Origin of the sequence: Streptomyces sp. NBC_01508, from assembly GCF_045040315.1 — a bacterium.
In the GTDB taxonomy this organism is placed as follows: Bacteria; Actinomycetota; Actinomycetes; order Streptomycetales; family Streptomycetaceae; genus Streptomyces.
Map to the genome: position 1 here is coordinate 6107879 of NZ_CP109419.1, position 26383 is coordinate 6134261.

At 71.4% G+C, this 26383-nt stretch carries 24 protein-coding genes and 1 pseudogene; 11 read left to right on the plus strand and 14 right to left on the minus strand.

What is annotated here, in order from left to right:
* Positions 1-11: 11 nt before the first annotated feature.
* Positions 12-851: a hypothetical protein gene (locus tag OG700_RS28290; protein ID WP_405618360.1), complete on the minus strand. Its 840-nt coding sequence runs from the start codon at positions 849-851 to the stop codon at positions 12-14.
* 272 nt (positions 852-1123) lie between these two features.
* Between OG700_RS28290 and OG700_RS28295 the strand changes: the two genes are divergently transcribed.
* The 5 genes from OG700_RS28295 (at position 1124) to OG700_RS28315 (ending at position 6092) form a co-directional block, all read left to right on the plus strand.
* Positions 1124-1666: a molybdopterin-dependent oxidoreductase gene (locus OG700_RS28295; RefSeq protein WP_405618362.1), complete on the plus strand. Its 543-nt coding sequence runs from the start codon at positions 1124-1126 to the stop codon at positions 1664-1666.
* Between the two features lie 104 nt (positions 1667-1770).
* A complete protein-coding gene (locus tag OG700_RS28300) occupies positions 1771-2166 on the plus strand; it encodes a molybdopterin-binding protein (protein WP_405618364.1) in 396 nt (131 codons plus the stop codon).
* Positions 2167-2207: 41 nt separating this feature from the next.
* The gene (modA, locus tag OG700_RS28305) at positions 2208-3029 is read left to right on the plus strand and encodes a molybdate ABC transporter substrate-binding protein (RefSeq protein WP_405618366.1); all 822 of its coding nucleotides are present in this window, start codon (positions 2208-2210) and stop codon (positions 3027-3029) included.
* 139 nt (positions 3030-3168) lie between these two features.
* Positions 3169-5160 carry an ABC transporter permease gene (locus OG700_RS28310; RefSeq protein WP_405618368.1) on the plus strand — a complete coding sequence of 664 codons (1992 nt, stop codon included), beginning with the start codon at positions 3169-3171 and terminating at the stop codon, positions 5158-5160.
* Positions 5161-5225: 65 nt separating this feature from the next.
* Positions 5226-6092 carry a hypothetical protein gene (locus OG700_RS28315; protein ID WP_405618370.1) on the plus strand — a complete coding sequence of 289 codons (867 nt, stop codon included), beginning with the start codon at positions 5226-5228 and terminating at the stop codon, positions 6090-6092.
* A gap of 346 nt (positions 6093-6438) precedes the next feature.
* Here the strand turns inward: OG700_RS28315 and OG700_RS28320 are convergent, their stop codons facing one another.
* From OG700_RS28320 to OG700_RS28335, 4 genes and pseudogenes are all read right to left on the minus strand, one after another.
* Positions 6439-7557, minus strand: coding sequence for a methyltransferase (locus tag OG700_RS28320; protein WP_405618372.1), 1119 nt, complete (start codon positions 7555-7557; stop codon positions 6439-6441).
* A gap of 304 nt (positions 7558-7861) precedes the next feature.
* Positions 7862-7957: pseudogene (locus OG700_RS28325) on the minus strand (NADPH oxidoreductase); the annotation flags it as partial.
* Between the two features lie 262 nt (positions 7958-8219).
* Positions 8220-8579, minus strand: a complete 360-nt coding sequence (locus tag OG700_RS28330) for a siderophore-interacting protein (protein WP_405622032.1) — start codon at positions 8577-8579, stop codon at positions 8220-8222.
* A 3-nt stretch (positions 8580-8582) separates the two neighbouring features.
* Entirely contained in the window at positions 8583-8813 is a 231-nt protein-coding gene (locus OG700_RS28335; protein WP_405618375.1) for a siderophore-interacting protein, read from the minus strand.
* Between the two features lie 13 nt (positions 8814-8826).
* Here OG700_RS28335 and OG700_RS28340 point away from each other — a divergent pair, with 13 nt between their 5' ends.
* Positions 8827-8997, plus strand: a complete 171-nt coding sequence (locus OG700_RS28340; RefSeq protein ID WP_405618377.1) for a hypothetical protein — start codon at positions 8827-8829, stop codon at positions 8995-8997.
* Between the two features lie 19 nt (positions 8998-9016).
* Here the strand turns inward: OG700_RS28340 and OG700_RS28345 are convergent, their stop codons facing one another.
* Positions 9017-9565, minus strand: coding sequence for a MarR family winged helix-turn-helix transcriptional regulator (locus OG700_RS28345; RefSeq protein ID WP_405618379.1), 549 nt, complete (start codon positions 9563-9565; stop codon positions 9017-9019).
* 137 nt (positions 9566-9702) lie between these two features.
* Between OG700_RS28345 and OG700_RS28350 the strand changes: the two genes are divergently transcribed.
* Positions 9703-11406 (plus strand): MFS transporter, encoded by a 1704-nt coding sequence (locus tag OG700_RS28350; RefSeq protein WP_405618381.1) that lies wholly within the window; start codon positions 9703-9705, stop codon positions 11404-11406.
* A gap of 422 nt (positions 11407-11828) precedes the next feature.
* Here OG700_RS28350 and OG700_RS28355 read toward each other — a convergent pair whose 3' ends face one another.
* From OG700_RS28355 to OG700_RS28370, 4 genes are all read right to left on the minus strand, one after another.
* A complete protein-coding gene (locus OG700_RS28355) occupies positions 11829-13787 on the minus strand; it encodes a HEAT repeat domain-containing protein (RefSeq protein ID WP_405618383.1) in 1959 nt (652 codons plus the stop codon).
* 91 nt (positions 13788-13878) lie between these two features.
* The gene (locus OG700_RS28360; RefSeq protein ID WP_405622034.1) at positions 13879-15360 is read right to left on the minus strand and encodes a GAF domain-containing protein; all 1482 of its coding nucleotides are present in this window, start codon (positions 15358-15360) and stop codon (positions 13879-13881) included.
* 199 nt (positions 15361-15559) lie between these two features.
* Positions 15560-16603 (minus strand): rod shape-determining protein, encoded by a 1044-nt coding sequence (locus OG700_RS28365; protein ID WP_405618385.1) that lies wholly within the window; start codon positions 16601-16603, stop codon positions 15560-15562.
* Between the two features lie 234 nt (positions 16604-16837).
* Complete coding sequence (locus tag OG700_RS28370; RefSeq protein WP_405618387.1) at positions 16838-17431, minus strand: hypothetical protein; 594 nt, start codon at positions 17429-17431, stop codon at positions 16838-16840.
* Between the two features lie 121 nt (positions 17432-17552).
* Between OG700_RS28370 and OG700_RS28375 the strand changes: the two genes are divergently transcribed.
* A complete protein-coding gene (locus OG700_RS28375) occupies positions 17553-18284 on the plus strand; it encodes a hypothetical protein (protein ID WP_405618389.1) in 732 nt (243 codons plus the stop codon).
* A 16-nt stretch (positions 18285-18300) separates the two neighbouring features.
* Here OG700_RS28375 and OG700_RS28380 read toward each other — a convergent pair whose 3' ends face one another.
* Positions 18301-18738 (minus strand): MarR family winged helix-turn-helix transcriptional regulator, encoded by a 438-nt coding sequence (locus tag OG700_RS28380; RefSeq protein ID WP_405618391.1) that lies wholly within the window; start codon positions 18736-18738, stop codon positions 18301-18303.
* Positions 18739-18880: 142 nt separating this feature from the next.
* On the opposite strand from OG700_RS28380, the gene OG700_RS28385 reads away from it, so the two are divergent.
* Together OG700_RS28385 and OG700_RS28390 are read left to right on the plus strand one after the other, a co-directional pair.
* Positions 18881-19900 carry an NADP-dependent oxidoreductase gene (locus tag OG700_RS28385; RefSeq protein WP_405618393.1) on the plus strand — a complete coding sequence of 340 codons (1020 nt, stop codon included), beginning with the start codon at positions 18881-18883 and terminating at the stop codon, positions 19898-19900.
* 79 nt (positions 19901-19979) lie between these two features.
* Positions 19980-20408, plus strand: a complete 429-nt coding sequence (locus OG700_RS28390) for an organic hydroperoxide resistance protein (protein ID WP_405618396.1) — start codon at positions 19980-19982, stop codon at positions 20406-20408.
* 94 nt (positions 20409-20502) lie between these two features.
* On the opposite strand, the gene OG700_RS28395 is transcribed toward OG700_RS28390, so the two are convergent.
* Positions 20503-23070, minus strand: a complete 2568-nt coding sequence (locus OG700_RS28395; RefSeq protein WP_405618398.1) for a M14 family zinc carboxypeptidase — start codon at positions 23068-23070, stop codon at positions 20503-20505.
* Positions 23071-23245: 175 nt separating this feature from the next.
* Between OG700_RS28395 and OG700_RS28400 the strand changes: the two genes are divergently transcribed.
* Positions 23246-24085, plus strand: coding sequence for an EI24 domain-containing protein (locus OG700_RS28400; RefSeq protein ID WP_405618400.1), 840 nt, complete (start codon positions 23246-23248; stop codon positions 24083-24085).
* Between the two features lie 95 nt (positions 24086-24180).
* On the opposite strand, the gene OG700_RS28405 is transcribed toward OG700_RS28400, so the two are convergent.
* Positions 24181-25167: an aldose epimerase family protein gene (locus OG700_RS28405; RefSeq protein ID WP_405622036.1), complete on the minus strand. Its 987-nt coding sequence runs from the start codon at positions 25165-25167 to the stop codon at positions 24181-24183.
* A 35-nt stretch (positions 25168-25202) separates the two neighbouring features.
* Positions 25203-26156: an SGNH/GDSL hydrolase family protein gene (locus tag OG700_RS28410; protein WP_405618402.1), complete on the minus strand. Its 954-nt coding sequence runs from the start codon at positions 26154-26156 to the stop codon at positions 25203-25205.
* Between the last annotated feature and the right edge of the window lie 227 nt (positions 26157-26383).

The following is a 26383-nucleotide window of genomic DNA, read 5'->3' on the forward strand; positions in this document are numbered from 1 at the left end:
CCGGCTGCCGGTTACGGTCCTCCCGCGTCGTCGCCGGACCGCCACGGCTCGTCGGTACGGCGCTGCCACAGCAGGATCCGATCGTTCCAGACGTACCGGATCGCCCGGTCGCGCACGTCGCCCCGCGCCCGTGCGGGCTTGAAGGACGTGGCCCATACGTCGCTGGAATCCACCCAGACGTCGTGCACGTTGTAGCCGCTCACCCTGCCTTCCCAGGTGACCACCAGGTCGGCGATCTGCGGATCGGCCAGGTCCAGCCGGCGGAACTGCGCGACGGCGTCCGGGGGCAGGGAGGCGTGTACGACGGTCACGGTGCGATTGGGGCCGGACAGACGTACCGCGACGCCGTCGGAGGGACGGGCGTCGCAGACCACACGTACCGCGTCGAGGAAGGCCGATTGGGTCGCCGAGTCGCCCTCGCGGGTGCCCGCACCGTTACGCCGCCGGGCGAACCTGTCCCGTGCGCCCTGGACGCTCCGCTCGCCCAACTGGGCACCCACCGCGCCGAGGAAGGCCGAGACCAGGAGTCCGCCTCCCGCCGCCGCGGCGACCCGCAGGGTGCTCCAGCCGTCCTCGGGGTCCGGCTCGCCACCGGCGGCGAGGGCTTCCGGGCTCGCGGCGGCCGACGAACTCCCGTCGTACACGGGCCTCTCCGTCTCGTGGGAGGCGGCGATCGTCACGGACCCGCCGGAACTGCCGTATCCGCTGGCGTCCTCGTACCCGCTGGAGTCCTCGTACCCTCCTGAGCTTCCTGAGCTTCCGGAGTCCTCGTATCCACTCGGCCCACTCGGCCCTCCGGATCCGTAGCCCGAGTCGCTTCCGCCGTCGTCCCAGCCGTAGTCGTCGCTCATCGGTCCCCCAACTGCCAAGTCCCGGCCGCGCGTTCGCCCTCCCGCCCAGGGTGACCGCTGGGGCCGCCCACGTCCAGACCGGGCGATCGCCGCCCTCGCCCTCCCGGGGAGCGCGGCCCGCGTTGGCGCAATCGCGGCCGGTTTCGGCGCCTTCCAACCGCAGAAGCAAGGGCAAAGCAGCTTCGAAGCTCGCAGATATGATTCCACGGGCCGCCCGGCGGGCATCACCTCGTCGTGGTTGTCGCGTGTGCGCCGTTCGGAGGGGGATTTCGATGGGCCGACTCAAGACGCCACCCAGCGGCCCTACTTCGGTACGTACGGGAGCCTTCGCCCTGCGCGGTGAGGTGGGCCGGCCCGGCACGCTGACCGTCGCCGATCTCCGGCGGGGGTGGGAGCAGCACAGCGCCGACGTGGTCTTCGAGTGTGCGAGCAGCGGGCCGCGGCACCACCGGTTCGAAGGACCCCTGCTCCGTGAGGTCGTCGCCGACGCGCGGCCGGACTTCGACGTACGGCGCCGCCGGGACCGCTCCCGTTTCCTGCTGGCCGTCACCGGCGGGGACGGGCACCACACGGTGCTGTCCTGGGGTGAGATAGACCCCGACTTCGGCGATGTGCCCGCGCTGCTCGCCACCGCGCTCGACGGGGTGGCGCTGGATCTGGCGGGCAGCCAGCTCGTCGTGCCGACCGACCGGTGCGGGGCGCGCTACATCAGCGCGATCACGAGCGTGTGGGTCGGCGCGAGCCTCGTCCCCGGCCCGGCTCCCGACCTCGGCCTCAGTAGCTCGGCTCCCGGCCCCGGCCCTGGCCCCGAGTGAGCCGTCCGTCGCCCTTGGGTGTTCCTCCGAGTCGACATGCATCTGCTATGGATATTCACCCCAAACCTTGCAAATGCGAGTCTTGGCGGCCTATCTTTCCGCGCATGCAGTCCTACACAATCGGTCAGGCGGCACGCCTGCTGGGCGTCAGCACCGACACCGCTCGCCGCTGGGCCGACGCCGGCCGGGTCGCCACCCATCGCGACGACGGCGGCCGACGGCTCATCGACGGCCGCGACCTCGCCGCGTTCTCGATCGAGGTCGGCCAGAGCGGCAGCGGCGACGAGGACGTCTCGTACACCTCCGCCCGCAACGCCTTCCCGGGCATCGTCACCGCCGTCAAGCTCGGCGACGTGGCGGCCCAGGTCGAGATCCAGGCCGGCCCGCACCGGCTCGTCTCGCTCCTGACCAGGGAGGCCGTCGAGGAGCTTGGTCTTGAGGTCGGCATGCAGGCCACCGCCCGTGTGAAGTCGACCAGCGTGCACATCGACCGCGTCTGACGCGGCTGACCCCTTACCGCCTGCCAGGGAGTCTCACCCTCATGTCTTTCACCCTCAGCCCCGCCATACGCCGCACCGCCGTCACGGCGCTCACCGCGGCCCTGCTCGTCCCGCTGGCCGCCTGCGGCGGAAGCGACAAGAAGGAGGACGACAGCGCCACCGGCGCCAAGTCCACCGGGTCGGCCACCGGCGCCCCGAAGGCCGACCTGACCGTTCTCGCCGCCTCGTCGCTCACCGACGTCTTCAAGACGGCGGGCGCCGCGTACGAGAAGAAGAACCCGGGCACCAAGGTGACGTTCTCCTTCGCCGGCTCCCAGGAACTTGCCGCGCAGGTCCAACAGGGCGCCCCCGCCGACGCGTTGGTCACCGCCGACACCAAGACCATGGGCGGGCTGAAGGCCGACACCGGGACGCCGACCGTCATCGCCAAGAACCGGCTCGTCATCGCCACCGGCGAGGGCAACCCGGAGAAGATCGAGAATCTGAAGGATCTCGCCGACACCAAGCTCAAGGTCGTCCTCGCGGCGCCCGAGGTCCCGGTCGGCCGGTACAGCGAACAGGTGCTCGACGCGCAGAAGATCGACGTCAAGCCGGTCTCGCAGGAGCCGAACGTCCGCGCCGTCCTCAGCAAGGTCGAACTCGGCGAGGCGGACGCCGGGATCGTCTACAAGACGGACGCGGCCACCGCCACGGACAAGGTCGACGCGATCGAGATCCCCGACGCGCAGAACGCCGTCGCCGAATACCCGGCCGCCACGCTCAAGACGTCCGAACACACGGAAGCGGCAGCCGCGTTCGTCGCGTGGCTCAGCACCCCCGAGGCGCAGAAGCTCCTCCAGGACGCCGGCTTCCAGCAGCCGTAACCCGCCCGATTCGCGAGCGAGTCGGCGGTCCGGCACGCCCAGCCCCGCCAACTCGCTTGCGAAGCAGGTCAGGTCAGGACAGGCCATGTCAGGCCCGTCACCGCCGCGCGAGGCGGATGCCAGCGATCGCAGGAGCCCGATGAGCCGCCTCAGCTTCACCCGCCGGGCCGCCACGGGCCGTACCCGTACCCGTACCCGTACCCGTGCCCCCCTCGCGCTCGCCGTCCCCGCGCTGCTCGCCGTCGCCTTCCTGCTGCTGCCGCTCGTCGGGATCCTCGCCCGGACCTCCTGGGGCGAGGTCGGTACGCATCTGACCAGCCCCGGAGTCGTCGAGGCGCTGAAGCTCTCGCTCCTCGTCTCCTTCTGGGCCCTCGCGCTCTCCCTGGTCCTGGGGGTGCCGCTGGCCTGGCTGCTGGCGCGGGTGGACTTCCCCGGCAAGGCGTTCGTACGGTCGCTGGTCCTGCTGCCGATGGTGCTGCCGCCCACCGTCGGCGGCGTCGCGCTGCTCCTCGCCTTCGGGCGGCGCGGGCTGCTCGGCCCCTGGCTGGAGGACACGTTCGGCATCACGCTGCCGTTCCACACCTCGGGCGCGGTCGTGGCGGCGACGTTCGTCGCGATGCCGTTCCTCGTCATCAGCCTCGAAGGCGCGCTGGGCGGACTGCGCCCCACCTACGAGGAGACCGCCGCGTCCCTCGGGGCCTCGCCTGTACGGGTGTTCGCCACCGTCACGCTGCCCATGGTCGCTCCCGGACTGCTCGCCGGGGCGGCGCTGACCTGGGCGCGGGCGCTCGGCGAGTTCGGCGCGACCATCACCTTCGCGGGGAATCTGCCCGGCACCACCCAGACGCTGCCGCTCCAGGTCTATCTGCTGCTCCAGAGCTCGCCGGAGGCCGCGACATCCGTCTCGCTGCTGCTGCTCGTCATCGCCATGGCCGTACTGATCGCGCTGCGCGGGCGCTGGACGGGTACGCCACGCGACACCCGGGACGGTGCGAACAAGGCCGCCCGGAGACAGACGAGTTCACCCGACGAGGACGACACCGAGCCGGGCCGGGCGGCGCCGGGGCCGGGGCCGGTGAAGGAGCCGACCGGTGAACGCTGGGCGCTGCACGCCGACGTCACCGGTTTCACCCGTCTCGTACTCGACGCCGAACCCGGCACCACCATCGCCGTCGTCGGCCCCAACGGCGCCGGCAAGACCACCCTCCTGCGCGCCCTCCTCGGCCTGACCCCCCGCGCCCACGCCGAGCTGCGCCTCGGCGCGCTCGACGTCACCGCGCTCCCGCCGCACCGCCGGGGCGTCGCCTGGGTGCCCCAGGACGGCGCGCTCTTCCCGCACTTGAGCGCCCTGAGCAATACGGCATACGGGCTCCGCGCCCACGGCGTCCGCCGCGCCGAGGCCCGCCGGACCGCCCAACAGTGGCTCGACCGGCTCGATGTGGGCCACCTCGCGCACCGCAGACCCGCGCAGGTCTCCGGCGGACAGGCCCAACGGGTGGCGTTGGCAAGGGCGTTGGCGACCCGGCCCCGGCTGTTGCTGCTCGACGAACCGCTGGCCGCGCTCGACCAGACGACCCGGTCCCGGGTACGGCACACCCTGCGTACCCACCTCGAAGGCTTCGGCGGAGTCTGTCTGATGGTCACTCACGACCCGGTGGAGGCAGTGTCGTTGGCCGACCGGGTCCTCGTCCTGGACGAGGGACGCGTCGTCCAGGACGCGCCGCCCGCCGATGTCACCCGCCACCCCCGCTCGCCCTGGGTGGCCCGGATGCTCGGCCGTAACGCGTGGCCCGGCACCGCCACCGCGGACGGGCTCACACTCACCGGCGGCGGCCTGCTGGTCGTCGCCGAGCCGCTGCCGCCGGGCACCCGCGCGCTGGCGATCATCGCGCCGGAGGCCGTGTCCGTGCACCGCGACCGGCCGAGCGGCAGCCCCCGTAACGTCTGGCCCGGCACCGTACGCGAGATCACCGCCAGCGGCAGCCGGCTGCGCGTGCTGATCACCTCGCCCGAGGCCCCGGACCTGGTGGCGGAGATCACCCCGCAGGCCGCCGCCGAACTCCGGCTCGCGGACGGGGTGCCGGTCTGGGCGAGCGTGAAGGCGACGGAAGCGGGCGTCGTGGCTGTGTGAGGGCGTGGGCGTGGGGGTGTCCTGCCGCGTAGCCTGCGGACATCCCCGTATCTCTCAGGAGCACGATGCCTGCCGCCGCCCTGTCTCCCCGCATCCTCTACGTCACCGACCTCGCCTACGAGGCCAGGGGCCGCCGCTACTGCGACGAGGACATCATGCTCTGCGCCCGGCTGCGCCGGGACTTCACCATCGCCACCTGCCATCCGGCCGACGCCGCCCGGCTCATGGGCGATTTCGACGGTGTCCTCGTACGCAACAGCGGCCCCGTGACCCACTACCGCGAGGTCTACGACGCCTTCCGGGAACGGGCGTCGGCCGACGGCGTGCGCGTCTACAACCCGCTGACCGGGCGCGGCGACATGGCGGGCAAGCAGTACCTGGTGGAGCTGAGCGCCGCGGGGTTTCCCGTCATACCGACCGTCGACAGGGCCGAGGATCTGGGCCGGCTGCCGGACGCCGACGAGTACGTCGTCAAGCCGAAGGACGGGGCGGACTCCATAGGGCTGCGGTTCGTGCCGCGCGACCGGCTGGGTGACGTACTGGGAGGCGGGGATCGAGGCGGAGATCGAGGCAGGGCTCTCGGGGACGTACTCGTACAGCCGCGCGTCCCCTTCCGCTACGAGGTCTCCTTCTACTTCGTCGACCACGACTTTCAGTACGCGCTCCACGCACCCGACCCGGACCGGCGTTGGGAACTCGTACCGTACGAGGCCAAGGCCGTCGACCTGGACTTCGCGCGGAAGTTCATCGACTGGAACACCCTCGACCACGGCATCCAGCGCGTCGACGCGTGCCGCGCGCCGGACGGGGAGCTGCTGCTGGTGGAGTTGGAAGACCTCAACCCGTTCCTGTCGCTGGAACTGCTGGACGAGACGACCCGCGACGCGTTCATCGCCCGGACGGCGGTCTCCCTGCGAGGGCTGCTGAGCTGACCCGGCGGCGGGGACCGGCGTCCGAACCGGACCGCAAAACCGTCCGAGCCGGACCCGGGACACCCCGTCGCACAGTCCACCCATGACCTCATCAGTACCGACCCAACCAACGACGCCCGCACCAACGACGCCCGCGCAGGACAGCCCCGGCCGGGCCGAGTTGCTGGTGGTCGCGCGGGACGCCTTCACCGCCGGGTTCCATGCGGCGGCCGTCGTCAGCGTGGCGTTCGCGCTGGTGACGGCGGTGCTGGTGGTCGTACTGCTGCGGCACGTGCCGGCGATCCCGGGCGGGCGCGGGAGTACTGACCGGTTTCTTGTCCGGCGCAAGGTGCTGCCGAGACGTTGCTCAGGCGCTGCTCAGGCGCCAGAGCGACGTGATCTCCGCGGCGCGCGCCGCGTGCAGCGGGTCGGTGGTGTCCGCCGCCCGTGGATGGCGCGGCTTGGTGTCGGTCCTGTCCACCACGCGCAGACCCGCCGCCCCGATGCCCGACAGCAGTTCGTGCCGGGTCCGCAGACCGAGGTGTTCGGCCAGGTCCGACAGGACGAGCCAGCCCTCACCACCCGGTTCGAGATGGCTCGCGAGCCCGTCCAGGAAGCCGTGGAGCATGCCGCTGTCCGGGTCGTAGACACCCTGCTCGACGGTGGAGGTCGGCCGCGCGGGAATCCACGGCGGGTTGCAGACGACCAGGTCGGCGCGGCCCTGCGGGTACAGGCACGGGCCCACGATCTCGATCTTCTCGGCGAGGCCCAGCGCGCGGACGTTGTCGTCGGCGCAGACGAGGGCGCGCGGGCTGATGTCGGTGGCCACGACACGGTCGGGTCCGCGCCCGGCCAGGACGGCGGCCAGCACACCGGTGCCCGTGCCGAGGTCGAAGGCCGTGCGGGGCCGAACATCCAGCGGCGCGTGCGCGACGAGGTCGACGTACTCCCCTCTGACCGGCGAGAACACGCCGTAGTGGGGATGCACGCGGGAGCCGAGCGCCGGCACATCCACCCCCTTGACGCGCCACTGCCGCGCGCCGATCACGCCCAGCAGTTCGCTGAGCGCGACCACGCGGACGCCGGACGGCGGACCGTACGCCTCCGCGCACGCCCGGCGGACATCGGGCGCCCTGCGCAGCGCGAGCGAGTGGTCGTCCTCCAGGGTGACGAGCAACTTGCCCAGTACCCGGGCGCGATGGCCGCGGGCGCGGCGGTGCAGACGGAACGACTCGGCGGGGGTGTTGCCCGGACGGGTCGGTTCGCGTTCGACGCGGCGGCTCATCGCCGACAGCAGTTGCCGCGCGTTGTGGAAGTCGCCCCGCCAGAGCAGGGCGGTGCCCTTGCGGGCCAGTCGGTAGGCGGTGTCGGCCTTCATCCGGTCGTCGGCGACGACGACCTGACCAGGGGCCGGCACCTCGCTCTCGGAGTGCCAGTCGGCGGTGCGTTCGGTCTGGTCGCGGTCGGTCCAGCTGATCGTGGGCATCACGTACTCCTCGTGATCGAACGTGCGGGGGCACGAAGAGCACTTCGACGAGGAGTGTGAGAAACGGCCTGTACCGCGTGCTACGGCACAGGCGCGAATGAGAGGCAGGCGTGGCCGGTCCACCGCTCCCGCGTCGAAGCGCGAGAGGAGATGTCGCCGAGAACCATGCCGAGTGTCACGGTCAGCCCTTTCGAGAGATGACACCGGAGAGTCGCACAGTCGCTACCCGCCCGGCAAACTCTCCCCGTGCGGGGCGCGCGATCCGGCGGGTGCGGCGAACGCGGACAGCGCGTCGTCCGTCGCCGTCAGGGTGGGGGCGGACCTCGGGGGAGTAGACCTTGTCGCGGTTCTCCCAGTCGGGCTCGTCGGCGGGCGTCAGACGCGGGTCGAAGTCCTCGGCGTTTCGAGGCGGCCGGCGACCGCTGGGGCTCGGCGGCGGTGCTGCTGGGCGCGGCGGCGACGGCCCGCGCGGCGACGGGCGCGCCGCTGCCCTCGGCGGAACGCGGCGACGTGGACCGGATCACAGAGGCCGCCCAACAGGCGCTGGGGCACCGGAGTTCGAGTCGGCGTACGCGCGGGGCGGCGGCCTCGACCCGCCGGCGGCGGAGCGTACGGTACGCGCCACGCTCGGGCAGCCCCTCAACAAGATCTTCATCAACCTTCTAGTCCAGGCCGCGCTTGCCCGGAGCCCAGAACGGCTTGACGACGACGGCCTTGCGCGGCCAGCCCCGGTCGTGGGTGAGATGCCGGCGCACGGCCTGGCAGGTGCGGGCCTCCCCGGCCACGTAGGCGACGCCGGGGGCGGTGGGCAGGTCGAGTGCCCGGAGGGTGTGGAGCAGCAGGTCTGTGTCGGTCGGGTGTGTGGTGTTCCGGTACGTCCAGGTGAGTTCGCCGGACCGGGGCAAGGGCAGGCGGTCTTCGGGCGCGTCGGCCACGAGCACTCCGTGGACGGGTGCCTCCGCGGGCAGGGTGCGGAGCATGGCGCCGAAGGCAACCGAGGCGGTCTCGTCCCCGACGAACAGGTGCTACGGCGCGTTCTCCTGAAGGACGAGCCGTCCTTCGGGCCGCAGGAAGGCGACCTCCTGCCCGATGCGGACCTGCCGGGACCAGCGGGCTCCGGGTCCCGAACCGGGATGGTCGAGGACGCACAGGTCGAGACGGCCGTGGTTGCCGTGGTTGCCGTAGTCCCACACCGAGTAGCTGCGCAGGGCGTCGTTGAAGCCCCGCATCCGCGACTGGCTGTTCCGCCTTTCCATCGAGGACGGTCACGTGCCGAGCGTGGCCGAGTTGGCGGAAGTCACGTACTGGATGCAGCGTCTCCTCGCCGAGAAGTCGCAGTCGCTGCCGGTACTCGCCCCGCTCGCAGAGTCCGGCAACGCCAGGAAGATACGGAACATCGCGAAGAATCGGGCCGGAAGCCGCAACCTGAGAACGAAATGAACCGGGAGCGGCGGTCGGCCTACGGGCTGTTGGCGCCGGAAGGGCTGCTGCCGCCGTTGCGGCTGTTGCCGCCGGAGGGGCCGGGGGGCCGGTACTCGTTCGCGAGCAGTGAGTTCATGGTCCCGCGCAGCTTGCCGATGAAGTCCTCGAACTGCCGCAGCTCCGCGGGCGTGTAGCGCGACATCTCCGCCGTCATGCGCGTGGAGTAGGGGCCGAAGAACTCGATGGCGCGTGGCCGGATGTCGGGGCTGCTGCGGAGTGTGACGACTCTGCGGTCGGTGTTCTCCCTCGTACGGACGATGTGCCCGGCCTGTTCGAGGCGGTTCAGCAGGATGGCCGTCGCGCCGGACGACAGGGACACGCGCTCGCTCAGCCGGGCGGGGGACAGGGGAGTGCCGGTGTCCTCGGCGTACAGGATCTCGGTCAGCGCCGCCGCGTCGGTGGAGTGCAGGCCCAGCCAGGTCGCGAACCGGTGCGTGAACTCCGTGTAGTTGGCGCCGAAGGCGCGCAGTCCGTCCATGAGGCGGTCGCGCTGGGCCTCCAGGTCGCCGGACTCCGGCTGTTCCATCGACATGCTCCACTTCCCGTGATTCGCGGCCGGCCGCACGGCTGTCCGCGTGCTGTTTGACAACCTACCGTGACCAATTTACCTTTGCCGCAAAGTCAACTAGCTTTGCGACAAAGATATATTGGAATGGAGTCCTGGTGGACGGCACAGCGCAAGTCCCCTCCGCGCGCCAGTGGTTCGGCCTCATCGCCGTATCCCTGGGCGTGGCTCTGATCGTCGTGGACCTGACCATCGTCAACGTGATCGTCGCCCCGATCATCGACGACCTGTCGATCGGCTCGGGCGAGGCCCAGTGGGTGCAGGAGTCGTACGCGATCGTCTTCGCCGCGCTGCTCCTGCTCACCGGACGCCTCTCCGATCTGCACGGCGCGCGGAAGATCTTCCTCATCGGTCTCGCGGTCTTCGGTGCGACCAGCCTGCTGGCGGCCCTCGCCCCCAACGGTGGTCTGCTGATCCTCGCCCGCTTTCTGCAAGGCATCGGCGGGGCCATGATCCTTCCCACCTCGCTCGCGCTGCTGAACGCGACGTTCACCGGCAAGGCCCGCGGCCAGGCGTTCGCCGTCTGGGGGTCGACCATCGGCGCCGCCGCGGCCGTCGGGCCGCTGCTGGGCGGCTGGCTCGCCGACTTCTCCTGGCGCTGGGCCTTCGGCGTCAACATCCCGCTCATCGCGCTGATCATGGCCGGCGTGCTGCTGTATCTGCCCGCGTCACCCCGTACCCGGGGGAGCGTGGACCGTGTCGGCGCCGTGCTGTCGGCGATCGGGCTCGGTCTCCTGGCGTTCGCGATGATCGAAGGACGCACGTACGGCTGGCTGTTGACCACCGAGCCGCTGAACGTCGGCGGGCTCTCATGGAGCGACGGCCCTTCGCCGGTGTTCGTCGCGTTCCTCGTGTCGGCCCTGGTCATGTGCGCGTTCTGGCGCAGGCAGGCGGCGCTCGGGCGGGCGGGCGCCGAGCCGCTGATGGATGTACGGCTGTTCTCCGTCGCCTCGTTCCGGGGTGGCAACATCGTGACGCTGTTCGTCGGCCTCGGCGAGTTCGGCATCATCGCCGTGCTGCCGCTCTGGCTCCAATTCGCCCTGGATTACAGCGCGTTCCAGGCCGGGCTCGCGCTGGTCGCGCTCGCGGTGGGCAGCTTCACCGCGAGCAACGCGAGCTTCTCGATGGTGGCCTCCGTCTCGGCGCTGGGGCAGGTCCGGATCGGGCTGGTCCTGGAGGCGGCCGGGCTGGTGACGCTGGGGCTGATCGCCGCCACCGACAGCGCCTGGTGGCTGATCACGCTCGCGCTGTTCGTCTACGGCGTGGGCGTCGGGTTCGCGACGGCGCAGGTCACCAACGTCGTACTGGTGGATGTGCCCGCCGAGAGCGCCGGCCAGGGGTCGGGCATCCAGAGCGCCGCACGCGAACTCGGGTCCGCGCTGGGCATCGCCCTGCTCACCACGCTGTTCCTCAGCACCCTCAACTCCGGTCTGCGCGACCGGCTCGCGGAGCTGGGCATGCGGGACGAGGAGGCGGGGCGGTTCGGCGAGGCGGTGACGCGCAGCGCGGGCTCGGCGATCGCGTCGCTCTCGGCCGAACCAGAGACGGCGGCGGTGGCGGACGCCGCGCGGGAGGCGATGACGAGCGGGCTGGCGATCTCCAGTTATGTCTGCGCCGCACTGCTGGTCCTGGCGCTCGCGGCCACGGTGTTCGTCGGGCCGGGGAAGGCGGGCGCGCGCCCCGCCGGGTCGCAGGGCAGAGACCAGGATCAGGACCAGAGTCAGGACCAGGACCAGAGTCAGGACCAGAGCCAGGACCAGGGCCAGGGCCAGGACCGGTCCGAGCAGCCGTCTCCTCGCTGACCTCGGGCGCGCGGCCGGCGCCTTATTTGTTCAGTCACAGAACACTGTCCGAAAGGTGGGCAGTTGCCGGTCCCGTACGCCGAAGCCTCGACCGGGGAACCGGGCAGGCCAAGGCCGGTCTACGCGGGGCAAGTTCGGCCCTGCGCGACCAGACCTTCTCGGGCGCGTACGGGAAGACCGGGGCCGAGGCGGAGACGGCGTATCTTGACCGCACGCAGCACTGGGTGACCCGGTTCGAGGCGGCATGAGCGGCCAAGCTGCGCTGAGAACGGCCCGGCCCGGGTGCCGGTGCCCCCTCGGTCCGGGCGATGAGGCAGCGGGCCCCGTACGGCGAACCCGCCGTACCGGGACTCCTGTTGTGCGAGGTGCGGCCCGCCTCACTCCTTGGCGGAGCTGAGCGTGTCCCGCACCCGTGCGACCCGCTACGGCGTGTCCTCCACGGCGTTCGTCACCGCGGACTCGGCCAGCACGTCCCGTGCCCTGACGCGGTCGTCCAGCGGCACGTTCTCGTCGCGGGCGACATTCCCCAACGTCTCGACGAGCCGCAGATCGGTCTCCTGGGCGTCCTTGAACACCGTTTCCACCGCGTCGAGAGCCCGCCCGCGAACGTAATCGCTCCCTGGGGCCTGAACGATGTCGGCCAGCAGGGACGGCTCTTCCGACGCCACGACGTCCAGCGCGGACAGCGCGGTGAGGTGCATGGCCTCGGGACCGTACGCGCTGTTGAAGTCGGCCGGTGAGGGAGGCCGCAGCAGAGTCTCCCGGATGTGTTCCAGGACGAGTACCCTCTCCGGTGCGCGCGCTTCCTCGCCGCCCCGCTTCACCGCGCCGTCGGGACACCACCAGTGGTCGAGAGCGATGCCCACGGCCGCCCGGTCGTCGCTTTCGAGCAGCGTGCGCATCGCCTGATGGTACGAGGCGTCCGCCGTGGGGGCTCTCAGCCGTTTGTGGGCGCGATACAGCTTCGGGTCCGCGAGCCGGTGTCCTTCCCAGTGGACGCTGTGCGGGCTGCCGAAGATCAGGTCAATGGGGTCCTGGCCCCAGGGACGCTGGGGAGGCCGCACGCCCCAGCTCTCGGCGACCTCTTCCAGGACGGCGCGGTGCCGATCCAGGGCTCCCGTCTGGACAAGGTAATAGGCCGCGTATGCCTGCACCTTCGGCTCACCCTCGCGCAGCGCCCGCAGGAGGATGCCGTCCGCGTCCGTGCCGAGTCTGTCGGCCAGGACGCGGATCGCCGTCTCCGTCGCGCCGGTTGACGCGTCGAGGATCAGGTCGCCCAGGGCGGCGACGAGCTTCTCGTCCCTCACCTCGGCCTTGTCGAGCACTCCACCGGCTGTCCAGGCGGCCTTGGCGCGCACCGCGTCCGAGTCCGTGCGCGTGAGGACGTCCCGCAGGAGCCCGGCGTCGCCGGGCTCGGCGTGCTGTGTCCCGATCATGTTCAGCGCGCTCACCTCGGCGGGAGACATCGGCCGCCGAAGCACCTCACGGGCGCGGGCCAGCACCTCCGGCAGGTAGGCATCCGCGCGTTCCTCGTCCTCCAGGACATGACGCAGCCCTTTCCAGGACTCGTAATGGTCGAGCGCGATGCCGACTGCTGTCGGGTCCTCGCTGCGGAGCAGGGTGGCGAACGCGCGCAGGCATCCCTCGTCGCCGGGTGGGAACCGCAGCTCGTCGTGGGCCTCACGGAGTGCCGGATCGTCCGGTGCGGTGTCCTTCCAGTAGGTGCTGTGGAAGCCCTCGACCGCTTCGTGAATCAGCTTGGCCACCCCACCCGCGTCCTCGGGCCAGGACTTCGCGAGGCGCCCGACGCGGTCGCGGTGGACGCGGAGCCGTAGGGGCGCCGCGAGATAGCGCGCCGCGTACACCTGGAGTTCCAGTTCGGGCGATTCACTGACACGGACGATGAAGTCCTCGACCTCCGGGAGATCGAGATCGTCCAGGGCGTACAAGGCGTCCTTGCGATCCTCCACATCAAGGCTCTCGTCCAGCACCATCGCGGTGATCAGCGCCAGCAGCCGCCGGTTCGGCTCCTCGCCCTCCGCGAGGGCGGTGCCGGCCGCGAGAAGCGCCGTCTGTCGCGCCCCGGCGTCCGGGGCGCCTTCGAGGACATCGGCGATCAGGTCCGCGTCCCCCTCCTCGGCGAGGTGCCACAGCGCCACCAGAGCGCTCTCGTGGCTGTTGCCGGACGGAGGTCGTCCGAGGAGGTCCCGGGCGGCGAAGCGCACCTCGTTGTCCAGCGGCCAGTACGGGTTGTCCACGCCCCACCTGGTGTCCGCCTGTGCCTGCTGGTAGTCGTCCAGAGCCTCCCGGACGACGTCGATGTCCTCGCTCTCCAACCGGGCGCCGAACTCACCGAGTCGGGACTTCTCATCGTCGCTCACGAGAGCTGCTTCATCGTCATCCGTTCAGGCTGGCAGAGCCGTCCGGGTGAGGTCCGACCGCCCCCTCACCGCGCCCCCTCACCGCGCCCCCTTACCGTGACGCCTCCCACGTCACCGGCGACGTGTCCTCCTCGCCGGCCGCACGCTCCCCGTCGTCCGAGACCACCAGCCGCACCCCGTCCCGACCGCCCGGCAGCTGGGCCGTCGCGTCGACCTCCACATTGATCGACGTCACCCCGGGGCGCCGGTGCGCGGCGGCCAGTGCGCGGCGCAGCGCTGCCAGCAGGTCGGCGTGCAGCGGGTCTCCCACGAGGGTGTCGACCGCCCCGGTGAAGTGCACGGACGGCTGGAAGCCCAGCAGGGCCGCCGCGCCCGCCGTTTCGCGAAGTACCTTGCCGCGCAGGCTCGTCGGCGCGTCGGCGGGGGGCTGCTGGAGGGCGAAGATCGTGGTCCGTACCTCCTGGATCGTGGAGTCCAGTTCGTCCACGGCCTGGCCGAGCAGTTCGGACAGTTCCCCTTCGCCCGCGCGCCGCCGCGTCGATTCCAGCATCATCTCGGTGGCGAACAGCCGCTGTACGACCAGATCGTGCAGGTCGCGGGCGATCCGGTCGCGGTCCTCGAAGACCGCCAGCCGCTCCCGGTCGTGCTGGGCGTCGGCCAGCACCAGCGCGAGCGCGGCCTGGGAGGCGAACTGCGAGGCCAGCATCCGGTCCACGGCGGTGTACGGGCGTCCGCCGCGTCTGCGCGGGAGCGCGAGCGTGCCGATCAGCCGGCCGCCGCTCTGGAGCGGCAGCATCATGCTGGGTCCGAAGCGGGTCCGCACATGGGTGGTCATCCGGGGGTCGGTCGCCGAGTCGTCGATGTACACCGGTTCGCCGCTGAGGAGTTGGACGAGTACGGGCGAGCCGGGCGCGATGTTCGTACCGACGATGTCGCCGGGGTCGTCCAGTGCCGAGGCGGCGACGATCTCCATGCCGCCCTCGCCGGTGGGCTGGAGCACCACCCCGGCGGCGGCTCCGGCCAGGATCCGCGCCGACTTCGCCACCGTCGTCAGCGCGTCCGCCGCACTCTCGCCGGTGAGCAGCGCGGTCGTGACGGCGGCGGCGCCCTCGATCCACCGCGCACGCTGGCGGGCGGTGCCGTACAGCCGCGCGTTGCCGATCGCGATCCCGGCCTGTGAGGCGAGTACCCGCAGCAGGGCCAGATCCTCCTCGGTGAAGGGGCCGTGCCGTTTGCGGGCCAGACAGAGATGGCCGAGTACGTCGTTGTTGACGCGGACGGGCACCCCGAGGCTGAGGGAGCTGCCGGGGTGGCCGAGCAGTCCGGTGTGTCCGGTGGGGAGCCGGGTGATGCGGCGCCGCTCGTCGTCGCTGAGTCCGACGGAGAAGAGTTCGGCGATACGGCTCCGGCCGCGGTCGGGTCCGCGGTCGGGTCCGCGGCCGTGGGCGGGTCCGGCGAGCGCGAGCGCGCCGTAGCGCGCGCCGGTGAGGTCGGCGGCGCTGTCGACGACGTGCTGGAGGGTGGAGGCCAGTTCGACCTCGGTCCCGACGTTGAGGACCGCGTCGAGCAGCATGGGCAGCCGGGGGGCCGTCACGTGGGGGCGCCCGGGTTCCCGCTCGCCGGGCTCACCGGGTTCACCGGGGCCGTCGGGGCCGCCGTGTTCCCGCTCGCCGGGAGCTTCGGGAGCCCCTGGGGCCTCGGGAGCTTCGGGGGCGGCGGGGGCCTCGTCCCGGTCCGCCGCCTCGTTCGGCCCCTCGCCGCCCGCCGTCACGTCACTCGGCGTGCGCCAGCGGATTGAGCACCAAAGGCTGGATCTTCCCGTCCAGCATCGCCCCGAGCCCGAGGATCGCGCAGACGTCGGGCCGCTCGGCGATGTGCACGGGCATGCCCGTCGCGTCGCGCAGCATCTGGTCCAGGCCGGGCAGCAGCGCGCTGCCGCCGACCATCATGATCCCGGTGTCGGCGAGGTCGGCCACCAGGTCCGGCGGGCAGTCGCGCAGCACCTTGCCGATGCCGTCGAGCACGGCGGTGAGCGGGGTGTGGATGGCCTGCCGTACGGCGGCGGTGTCCACGACGACCGACCGGGCGAGCCCCGTCGCCACGTCCCGGCCGTGGATCTCCGTCGAGAGGGGGCCGTCCGCGGTGATGCCGTTACCGCGCAGCGCCAGCTGGAGCGGCCGGACGGACTGGCTCGGCAGCATCAACTCGTGCTGGTGGCGCAGGTGTTGGATGACCGCGTGGTCGATGGCGTTGCCGCCGACCGGGATCCGCTGGGCCGTCACGATCGAACCGAGCGACAACACGGCGACCTGTGTGGTCGCCGCCCCGCACACCATGATCATGGTGGCGGTCGGCTTCTCCACCGGCAGCCCGCAGCCGACGGCCGCGGCGATGAGCGTGTCGACCAGCTCGACCCGGCGGGCGCCGAGGCCGACCAGGGTCTCGATCGCCGCGCGCTGGGCGAGCGGGTCGCTGTCGTGGGGGGTGCACGCCGCCGCCCGCAGCCGCGGCTTCCTGCGCAGTTGGCGGCGCAGCTTCTCACCGAGGAGGTGGCGCAGCATCCGCTGGGCCATCTCGATGTCCACGACGGTGCCGCCGGTCACGGGGCGGGCGACACGGATGTAGTGCGGCGTACGGCCCGTCATCTGTTCGGCCAGGGCGCCGACGGCGATGAGCGCGCCGGTCCTGGTGTTCACTGCGGCGACGCTCGGCTCGTCCACGACGAGCCCGGCTCCCTTCACGAAGACCCGGGTCCTGGCGGCCCCGAGGTCGACGGCGACATGGCAACGGCGCAACTGCTCAAGGCTGACGGTCACGGCGGGGTCTTCTCCCGGTAGCGCTGAGGTGGATCACCGGCGGGCCGCCGGTCCTCTTCGCATCGTGGGCGCGGGAGGAGCGGTGCGCGCGCTGGGATGCGCCGGTCGGGGGGTACGGAGCCGCAGGGCGACGGGGCCACGGAGCTGACGTCACGCCGGGAAGCGGCCCTGACGCGCCGCCGCACGGACACCCGGTGCCCCTTCCCGGTCACCGCACCGGGCGCGCCCCGCCCCTCATGTCCTCGGCGACCAGCGCTGGAGCAGGCCCCACGTGAACTCCGCGACGCACGGCCCCGTCCCCGGCACGTCGAACGCGAGACCCCAGCGGGTCGGCGCCGTACCCTCCATCGGTCTGGCCGGCGCGAACGCGCGGGCGACCTCGTCGACCGTGCACGACCAGGGGCGCAGATCGTCGGCCGTACGCAGCTCGGGACCGGGCTCGCCGGGCGCGCGCACCAGCCACTCGTTCCACACGCCCCCGCCGGGCGCCGCCGTCACCTCGAAGCGCAGCGCGGGCCAGAGGGGCACGGGCCACAGCAGCACCTCGCACGCCAGATCGCCGACCTGCCGGGGGAACGTCGTCTCCGGCGGACCCAGCACCGAGCGGTAGCGCGACAGCGTGCCGCGGGCGCGGGGGGAGCGGACCATCGCCTGCCAGCGCCGGTTCGCCTCCCGTGAATCGGCGAGCGAGGCGCCCAGTGCGCGCCGGGCGTCCTCGGTCAACTCGGGCTGGTGGTCGGCCATTCGGCGCAGCAGTACGAGTTGGAAGTCGCGCGGTCCGAAAGGCCGGGAGGTTCCACCGGCTCTGGCTGATGTCGTGGCATTCATAGCGACATCGTGCCCCTTCGGGGCAGGTCGGACGGCGGATTGGTCGAAGGTTCGATTCCGCACAGGATCTTCACCGAACGGGTGCCTGCATCGTGGTTTACCGGATTATCTTCAGGGCGCCATGGACTACTGCCATCACTGTCGGCGGCACCTCAACGGCGCCCTGGCGTGCGCCGGGTGCGGTACGCCCGCCGAGGAGCTACGGCTCCACGACCCTGTCCCGCACGAGGCGGAGGTGGTCCTCGCCACGCGCGAAAACGGCCGGGATCCCGTGTCGGGTCCGCGCCGGCGCGGCTCCCGCAAGCGCGAGGTGTCCCGGCGCGAGCGCCGCGAGATGCGGGCCGAGCGCGGCACCCACCGGCGCAAGGGCCGGGCCGTCCTGCTCGCCGTGGCGGGTCTCGTCCTGGCCGTCGGCGCGCTGAGCCTGGCGGAGCTGGCGCTGGAGTCCGGCGGCGACGCCACCTCCGTACAGGAGGACAGGGCCATCGACATCGACGGCGGACCGCCCCCGGCCGGCCCGAAGGAACCCAAGGACCCGGACCCCGTGACGGGCACGCCCTCCGCGTCCACCGGCTCGTCCGGCCCCGGCGGGGACGGCTCGCCCGATCCGTCGGGGACGGGATCCGGGTCGTCCGACGGCGAGGGGTCCGCGGCGCCGGCGGAGTCGGCCGGCCCGAGCGACGAGCCGGACCCGACGGACTCGCCCGGCCCTACGGGCTCCACCCGGCCCACGGCCGACCCGAGCACCCCCGGCCGGCCGAACGAACCCCAGCCGCCGCGGCCCTCCGCTTCCACTTCCACGCCGCCCCCGGCGGAGGACGACGACTGCGTTCTGTTGATCTTCTGCTTCTGAGGGCGGGGCGGGGCCGTCACTGCCCGGCGTCGGCCCCCAGCATCCGCCGCAGCAGGTCCCGCAGCACCGTCCGCTCGTCCACCGACAGGTCCGCGAGCGGTTCGCGTGCGAAGTTCAGCCCGTCCCGCAGTTGCCGCGCCGTCTCGCGCCCCATCTCGGTGGGCGCCGCGAGCTTCACCCGCCGGTCCGAGGGGTCCGGGCGCCGCTCGACCAGGCCGCGTGTCTCCAGCCGGTCCACGATCCCCGTGACGTTCGACGGCTCGCACTTCAGCTTCTGTGCGATCCGGCGCATGGGCATAGGTTGGATGGAGAGCAGGCCCAGTACGCGCGCCTGCGCGCCGGTGAGTGAGTGCTCCGCCGCGGCGTGGTCGTACTCCTCGTAGTAGCGGGCCACGACCGTGCCGATGAGTTCGACGACTTCGAGGGTCAAGGGGTTCGTGTGCTCAGTGGCCATACGTAACACAGTACCCGTTTACTTGACAGCATGAAATATCCAGGTGCATGGTTGTTTCATGTGGTGAAGCTTTAATTCCGCATCCGTCCCGCATCCGTCCCGCATCTCCTTCACCCCCGAAAGCCGAGGAGGCACCGCACCCATGACCGCTCTTCCCGCCACCAGCCGCGAATGGCATCTCGTCGCCCGCCCGCACGGCTGGCCCAAGGCCGAGGACTTCGCCCTGCGCGAGGTCCCGGTGACCGAGCCGGGCGAGGGCAGGATCCTCGTCCGCACCAAGCACTTCTCGGTCGACCCGTACATGCGCGGCAAGATGAACGACGTCAAGTCGTACACCCCGCCGTACCAGCTCGACCAGCCCATGGACGGCGCCGCCGTCGGCGAGGTCATCGCCTCGAACGCCGACGGGTTCGAGGTCGGCGACCAGGTGCTGCACGGGCTCGGCTGGCGGGAGTACGCGGAGGTGCCCGCCCGGTACGCGATCAAGATCGACGCCTCGCTCGCGCCGCTCAGCGCCTACCTCGGAGTCCTCGGCATGACGGGCCTCACCGCCTACGCCGGGCTCTTCGAGGTCGCCTCCTTCAAGGAGGGTGACGCCGTGTTCGTCTCCGGCGCCGCGGGCGCCGTCGGCAGCCAGGTGGGCCAACTGGCCCGGATCAAGGGCGCGTCGCGGGTCATCGGCTCGGCGGGATCCGACGACAAGGTCAAGCTTCTTACGGAGGAGTACGGCTTCGACGCCGCCTTCAACTACAAGACCGGCGGTTCGGTCAAGGAACAGCTCAAGGCAGCCGCGCCGGACGGCATCGACGTCTACTTCGACAACGTCGGCGGCGAACACCTCGAAGCCGCGATCGACTCGTTCAACGTGCACGGCCGGGCCACCATCTGCGGAATGATCTCGCTGTACAACAGCACCGAGCCCACCCCCGCCCCGCGCAACCTCGCCCAGATCATCGGCAAGCGGCTGCGCCTCCAAGGCATGCTCGTGAACGACCACAAGGCGCTCCAGCCGCAGTTCGTCAAGGACGTGGCCGGCTGGCTCGCCTCCGGCGAGCTGAAGTACCAGGAGACCTTCGTGGAAGGCATCGAGAACGGCTTCGAGGCCTTCCTCGGCCTGCTCCGCGGCGACAACACCGGAAAGATGGTCGTCACCCTCAACTGATGCGCAGCCGTTAGGCTCGTTCCAGGCCGCCGCGGTCCGTGGGCGCGAGCCGCGGCGTACAAGAAGAAGGACCTCCCGTATGAGCATCCAGAAGATCGACACCCTCTACACCGCCGTCGCCACCGCGGAGAACGGCCGGGACGGCCGCGTCGCCACGGACGACGGCAAGCTCGACGTCGTCGTCAACCCGCCCAAGGAGATGGGTGGCAGCGGCGCCGGCACGAACCCGGAGCAGCTCTTCGCCGCCGGCTACAGCGCCTGCTTCCAGAGCGCGCTCGGCGTCGTCGCCCGCAAGGAGAAGGCCGACATCTCCGGCTCGACGGTGACCGCGAAGGTCGGCATCGGCAAGACCGAGGCCGGCGGCTTCGGACTCGCGGTCGAGCTGACCGCGTCCATCCCGAACGTGGACGCGGCCACCGCGAAGGACCTGCTGGAGAAGGCGCACCAGGTGTGCCCGTACTCCAACGCCACGCGCGGCAACATCAAGGTCGAGCTGTCCGTCGTCTGACCGGCAACAACCAGCCCGACCGCACCGTACGTACGCAAGGGCCGCACCCCACGAGCGGGGTGCGGCCCTTGCGCGTACCCGCCGTACCCGCCCCCTACGGAAGCCGGTTCAGCAGCGCCCGGCCCACCTGGGCGAACGAGCCCTTCGGGTGGTCACGGAACAGCGGCTCGGTGCCGAACAGCGTGACCGGCGCACCCACCGCCGACGTACCGCTCACGATCGCCGCCTGCCCCGCTGCCGCCTGCGGGCCGCCCGTGCCGTCCTCGTTCGCGCGCCAGTGGCCCGAGACGAGCGGGTTGCCACCGCCGTACGACTGCTCCGTACGCACGCCCTTGCCGAGCCCGGTGAACCAGATCGGCGAGTAGACGAACGAGTGGGGCTGGGTGCCGCCGGTGACCGGTCCGGGTGTGTTGAGCACCCGCACCACACCGTTGGCGTTCCCGTTGCCCCGCACCGGGGTTGCCGCCAGCAGCGCGGCCTCGGCGTTGAACGTCGCACCGCCGGAGCCCAGCGCCACCACGGGCGCGCCCCCGGCGAGGAATTCACCGAGCGCGGCACGGGCGCTCCCGTTCAGCCCCTTGTGGCTCAGCCCCGTCGACACGTACAGCGCGTCGGCCTTCGACCAGTCGAAGCCCGCGTTCGCCGTCGCCGTCGACACGGGCAGCACCTCGAAGCCCATCTCGCGCAGCGCGAACAGCTCGCCCGAGTTCACGGCCGCGGCGACCGTCGTACGCCGCAGCGCCGCGACGCCCTTGTCCCTCGTGGCGGCGAAGACGACGCCGTACCGGTCGGCCAGGATCTCGGCCTTCCTACGGGCCGACGACGGCACGATCGCCGCGCCGTCCGCCGTCCTGCGCACCTTCACACCTTGCGCGAGCAGGGAGTTGACGGCGGCGAACTCCTTCGGGTCGTCCAGCCGCAGCTTCAGATCGCCGCTACGGGCCACCGAGCCGACGGGCGCGGCGGCGTTGACCTCGCGCCCGGAGAAGTCCAGCGAGCCCCGCTTGACCTTGGTGACGTTCGCGCCCCACAGCAGCCCCAGGCTCCAGCCCGAGATGTCGTACATCGACGACACGTCCGCGCTGATGTCCCGGCCCTCGTCCAGGATGACGTTGGCGATCCCGCGCTTGGCCTGCTCCATGTCGACCACGTACGAACCGGCCGGATACGCGCGCCCCGCCAGCTTGAAGCCCTTACGGGCCTGCTCGACCTTCACGTCGTTGGCGATGAGGTGGTCGACGAGCCGCGCGGCGGCGGAGGCCGACCGCTGGCCGTCGCCGGCCGGGATCACGTACGCCCGCGGGAAGTCGGTCGTGTAGATGTCCTCCGGGCCGATGCCGGGCACACCGGGCACCGTCTCCTCGGAGACGACCCGCTGCTTCTCACCCTCGACGCCGCGCCGGAACGTCTCGATCTGGTCGGCGATCAGCGTCTTGCGGTTCTCCAGCGCGAAGTCGAGCGTGGAGCGCATCGCGGCGCCCGCGACATCGGTGTTGATCGCCGACCTGCGGCGCAACTCCTCGACGGGCAGGTTGTTGTAGTCGTTGTTGTTGACCCGCATCGGGATCTCGACGGTGTGCGAGGCGACCGCGCCCTGGAACGCCATGTACTGCGGCGTGAAGATCGGCGGCCAGTCGTCCCAGCCCTCCTCCTGGTCCCGGAAGGGGATGACGGGCGGCTGTACGCCGTCCTTGTCGGCCGTGTAGCCGAGGTCGTCGACCGCCGCCTCCATACCGAGGGCGTTGGCGTAGGAGTTCTTGAGAAACAGGTCGTACTCGTAGTTCTCGCCGTGCGGCGGCGTCGTCGGCTCGATCAGCGTGCCGTTGACGTAGCCGTGGAGATCAAGCATGACCGCGGGCGTCTTGTCGACGGCTATCTGCCGGACCGCCCGCGCCTCCGGCTGTGAGGCGGTGATGAAGTCGCGGTTGAGATCGATGCCGTTGCCGTTGGCGCGCGTTCCGGCTATTCGGCCGTCCGGGTTGGCCGTGACGTTGAGATGGATCCGGCTCGTGGACAGCAGCTTCTTCGTACGGCTGTCCTTGGCCTTCGCCAGCTCCTCGATGAGCTTCAGGGCCGCGTCGGTGCCCTCCCACTCGTTGCCGTGGATGTTGTTGTTGATGAAGACCGGAGTCTTGTAACTCTCCTTGATGCGCCGGTCCTTGGCGGCCGACGCGGGGGAGTCCTCGATGCGCTCGCGCATCCGCTCCTGCTCGGCGGCCTCCTTCGCGCTCTCCGGCGCCGTGACCGTGACGAGGTACAGGTCGTGCCCGCCGGCCGACCGGCCCGCGATCTCGACACTGACCCGACTGCCCAGCTCCTGGAGGGCGTTGAGGCGCGGAGCGAGTGAGTGGTACGGCGCCAGGCCCAGCTTGATGGACTTGTCGGCCGGGTTCTCGGGCAGCGTGTCCAGGACGGTACGGCGCGGATAGCCGCCGTCCTTGCGCAGGCCGAGCGAGGTCGTGCCCACCGACGAGAGGGCGGCGGCACCGGCCGAGGGCAGTGCGGCCGAGGCCACGCGCGAGTCCGTGGTGCCGCCGTCGCGCACCGGGTGCGACGGCCGGCCGCCGTCGGCGCCGGGAACGGCGATCGCGGGCAGCGGTGCGAGCATCAGGGCCGCGGTGGCGGTGGCGGTGGCGAGCAGAACAGGTCTGGGCATCCTCATGCGGATGTACCTCCGGGTCGTGCGGTCGCGATCGTTCGGTTCAATAGGCAGGTCATACCGGTTGAACGTGTCAACAACAAGGGGTGTTCGGAGTCCCGTCCGTCCCAGCCGCCCCATGGAACCGGCCGGGAACCACCCCGAAACAGCCGTGGAACAACCCCGATAGGCTGACCGCATGCGTGATCTGGGTGTGGGATTCGGGTACTTGGTGAAGGGCCAGCGCTGGGTCGGCGCGCACGGCCGATGGCTGGGCTTCGGGCTGCTGCCCGGTCTGGTGACCCTCGTGCTGTACGCGGCGGCGCTCGTCGGCCTCTTCTACGGCGCCGACGACCTGACGGCCTGGGCGACGCCCTTCGCCGACGACTGGTCGTCGCCGTGGCAGGGGCTGTTCCGCGGCTTCCTCACCGTGCTGCTCGTCGCGCTCGTGATGTTCCTCGCCGTGATCACCTTCACGGCCGTGACACTGCTGGTCGGGCAGCCCTTCTACGAATCGCTCTCCGAGGCCGTGGACCGGTCGGAGGGCGGCGACGTACCGGAGTCGGGACTGCCGCTCTGGCGCGAACTGTGGATCTCCGCGCGGGACAGCCTGCGGGTCCTCGGGCGGGTGGTGCTGTACGGCGTCCTGCTCTTCGCCCTCGGGTTCATCCCCGTCGTCGGCCAGACAGCCGTCCCCGTGCTCGGCTTCTGTGTGTCCGGCTTCTTCCTCGCCGAGGAACTGACCGCGGTCGCGATGCAGCGGCGCGGCATCGAACTGAGGGAACGCCTCACGATGCTGCGGGGCCGCCGGCTGCTCACGCTGGGCTTCGGCGTCCCGCTGACGCTCGCCTTCCTGGTCCCGTTCGTCGCGGTATTCCTGATGCCGGGCGCGGTGGCGGGAGCGACGCTGATGGCCCGTGACCTGACGGGGGAGGCGGCGGGTGCGGGGGCCGGTGCGGCTGCCGGGTCCGGTGGTGCGGACCCGGGTACTCCCCTGACCGGGGGTACGGCTCCGGCGGGTGTTCCGCGCGACTGGTGAACGCGCGGTCGTTGGTCGGGTTGCGCGGCTCGCGGGCCGCGCTTGTCCTCAATCGCCGGACGGCCTCTGTTGAGCCCGTCCGGCGATTGAGGACTTCAGAGCAGCCCGAACCCGTACGTCGTCGCCGAGGTGAACTCCTCGCCCGGCCGCAGCACCGTGCCCGGGAAATCCGGCCGGTTCGGCGAGTCGGGGAAGTGCTGGGTCTCCAGTGCGATGCCGTCGCCGGGCTCGAACGGCCCCGCGTCGAAGTGGTCACCGGTGTACAGCTGCATGCCCGGTTCGGTCGTCGCCACCGTCAACACCCGCCCCGACACCGGGTCGTACAGCTCAACCGCCACCGAATCAGCCGAACGCCCCTGGTCCAGCACGAAGTTGTCGTCGTAGCCCGACCCCACCTCGCGCGGCTCACGGAAGTCGAAACGGGTCCCGTCGACCGGCACGGGCGGCCCCGTCGGCACCGAGTCGCCGTCCAGTGGCGTGATGTGGCCGGCCGCGATCCGCAGCACGTGCCCGGCGGTGCCGCCACTGCCCGCGCCGCCCAGATTCCAGTAGGTGTGATTCGTCAGGTTCAGCACCGTCGGCGCGTCCGTCACCGCCCGGTAGTCGATCCGCAGCGCTCCCACCGCGTCCAGCGTGTACGTCGCCGAGACCTCCAGCCGGCCGGGAAACCCCTCCTCGCCGTCCGGGCTCACCAGCGACAGCCGTACGCCGTGCCCGTCCGCGGCCGGCTCCGCGTCCCACACCCGCTTGTCGAAGCCGCGCTCCCCGCCGTGCAGACAGTTGGGCCCGTTGTTGCGCGGCAGCCGGTACGTCCGCCCGTCGAGCGTGAACGTCCCGCCCGCGATCCGGTTCGCGTACCGGCCGATCAGCGCGCCGAAGTACGGCGACGGGCAGCCGGCGTACCCCGCGACATCATCGAAGCCGAGGACCACGTTCGCGGGCACCCCGTCGCGGTCCGGCACCTCGACGGACTGGAGGATCCCGCCGTACGTCAGCACCCTCACCCGCACACCGGCCCGCTCCAGGACCCAGCGGCGCACCGAGGTGCCGTCGGGCGCCGAACCGGCCAGCTCGGGCGTCATGCCGTTCACCGTGGACTCGCTCACGGTCGCCGACCCTACGCCGGGGACTCGGCCGCGACGACGTTGCGGTAGGCGATCTCGGCCAGTTTCCCCTGGCCGTTCCTGCTCGGATGGAACCAGTCCCACGTGCTCAACTGGTCGCCGGTGAACCGGAAGTCGAAGACCGCCCCGCCGTCGTAACGGCAGCGCTCATCCTTCGCGCACACATCCTTGAGCACCTTGTTGTACGCGACCACCCGCGCCCGCACCGTCGCCCGCCGCTCCTGGGCCGCGGCGCCCATGTCCTGCGAATCGCCCAGCATCGACGCGCAGATCCCCAGCTTCCATATCTGCCGGCCCAGCGGATTGTCCCGCCCCTCGGACCAGAGCCGCTTCAGATCGGGCACGCTCGCCACGTACACCTGCGTCTTGGGGGAGTCCGCGCGCAGCCGGCGCATCGACTCCTCGAACGACGCGCGGAACTCGGCCACCGGCGTCATCAGCTCCGCCTCGTCCTTGCACGCGTCGTTGGCGCCCATCATGACCGTGACCAGATCCGGCTTGTGGGCCGCCACCTTCGTCAGCTGCGCGGGCAGCTCGGCGACGGACGCGCCCGAGCGCGCGTAGTTCCAGCTGCGGTTGGCGACGCCCGTCTTCCCGAGCAGCCGCGCGGCGAGGCTGCGCACCCCGTCGTCCGTGCCCGTCGCCCAGGACACCTCGGGGCAGTCGCTGAGCACCCCGCAGGCGTCGAAGCCACGGGTGATGGAGTCGCCGACGGCGGCTATCGAGGTGGGACTGCGGTCCCAGACGGGCTTGGGCGGCGGCGACTGGCTCGCCTTCGCCTTCGTCCAGTCCGGATCCGCGCCGTCCGGAGCGCCGCAACCGGCCAGGGCGGCGACCGCGACCAGCAGCCCGGCACAGGTGGCGGCGGCGCCCGCGTACGGAGCGCGGCGGCGGGCGGGGCGTCCGCCGAGGTGTCGCTCACCTGGTCCCTGAGGGCTCTGAGGCATCGTCCGAACCCTCCGGGTGGGCGTCGTCATGCGTACGGCGGCGTCCTGGCGAGTGAAAGCTTCGCGTATATCGCCCGTGGGACCGACAGTACGGCACCCCCACGCCCCCCGCGCAAGGTAGCTTTTCAGGCGTCGTACCGGAGTCAACAACGCTCTTCGACTCCGGTACGTTACATCCCGTCACATACTGTCCGTTTTGCGGGTCTTCATGCCCGATGTTGTTTACT

Bases quoted from the DNA above. Each gene is read 5' to 3' on its own strand.
- OG700_RS28310 (WP_405618368.1), top strand. From the start codon at position 3,169: ATGAGCCGCCTCAGCTTCACCCGCCGGGCCGCCACGGGCCGTACCCGT.
- OG700_RS28380 (WP_405618391.1), bottom strand. From the start codon at position 18,738: ATGGCCACTGAGCACACGAACCCCTTGACCCTCGAAGTCGTCGAACTC.
- OG700_RS28410 (WP_405618402.1), bottom strand. From the start codon at position 26,156: ATGCCTCAGAGCCCTCAGGGACCAGGTGAGCGACACCTCGGCGGACGC.
- OG700_RS28360 (WP_405622034.1), bottom strand. From the start codon at position 15,360: ATGCTGCTCGACGCGGTCCTCAACGTCGGGACCGAGGTCGAACTGGCC.
- OG700_RS28385 (WP_405618393.1), top strand. From the start codon at position 18,881: ATGACCGCTCTTCCCGCCACCAGCCGCGAATGGCATCTCGTCGCCCGC.
- OG700_RS28375 (WP_405618389.1), top strand. From the start codon at position 17,553: ATGGACTACTGCCATCACTGTCGGCGGCACCTCAACGGCGCCCTGGCG.
- OG700_RS28405 (WP_405622036.1), bottom strand. From the start codon at position 25,167: ATGACGCCCGAGCTGGCCGGTTCGGCGCCCGACGGCACCTCGGTGCGC.
- OG700_RS28345 (WP_405618379.1), bottom strand. From the start codon at position 9,565: ATGGAACAGCCGGAGTCCGGCGACCTGGAGGCCCAGCGCGACCGCCTC.
- OG700_RS28335 (WP_405618375.1), bottom strand. From the start codon at position 8,813: ATGGAAAGGCGGAACAGCCAGTCGCGGATGCGGGGCTTCAACGACGCC.
- OG700_RS28370 (WP_405618387.1), bottom strand. From the start codon at position 17,431: ATGAATGCCACGACATCAGCCAGAGCCGGTGGAACCTCCCGGCCTTTC.
- OG700_RS28300 (WP_405618364.1), top strand. From the start codon at position 1,771: ATGCAGTCCTACACAATCGGTCAGGCGGCACGCCTGCTGGGCGTCAGC.
- OG700_RS28400 (WP_405618400.1), top strand. From the start codon at position 23,246: ATGCGTGATCTGGGTGTGGGATTCGGGTACTTGGTGAAGGGCCAGCGC.
- OG700_RS28395 (WP_405618398.1), bottom strand. From the start codon at position 23,070: ATGAGGATGCCCAGACCTGTTCTGCTCGCCACCGCCACCGCCACCGCG.
- OG700_RS28390 (WP_405618396.1), top strand. From the start codon at position 19,980: ATGAGCATCCAGAAGATCGACACCCTCTACACCGCCGTCGCCACCGCG.
- OG700_RS28315 (WP_405618370.1), top strand. From the start codon at position 5,226: ATGCCTGCCGCCGCCCTGTCTCCCCGCATCCTCTACGTCACCGACCTC.
- modA (WP_405618366.1), top strand. From the start codon at position 2,208: ATGTCTTTCACCCTCAGCCCCGCCATACGCCGCACCGCCGTCACGGCG.
- OG700_RS28290 (WP_405618360.1), bottom strand. From the start codon at position 851: ATGAGCGACGACTACGGCTGGGACGACGGCGGAAGCGACTCGGGCTAC.
- OG700_RS28295 (WP_405618362.1), top strand. From the start codon at position 1,124: ATGGGCCGACTCAAGACGCCACCCAGCGGCCCTACTTCGGTACGTACG.
- OG700_RS28320 (WP_405618372.1), bottom strand. From the start codon at position 7,557: ATGCCCACGATCAGCTGGACCGACCGCGACCAGACCGAACGCACCGCC.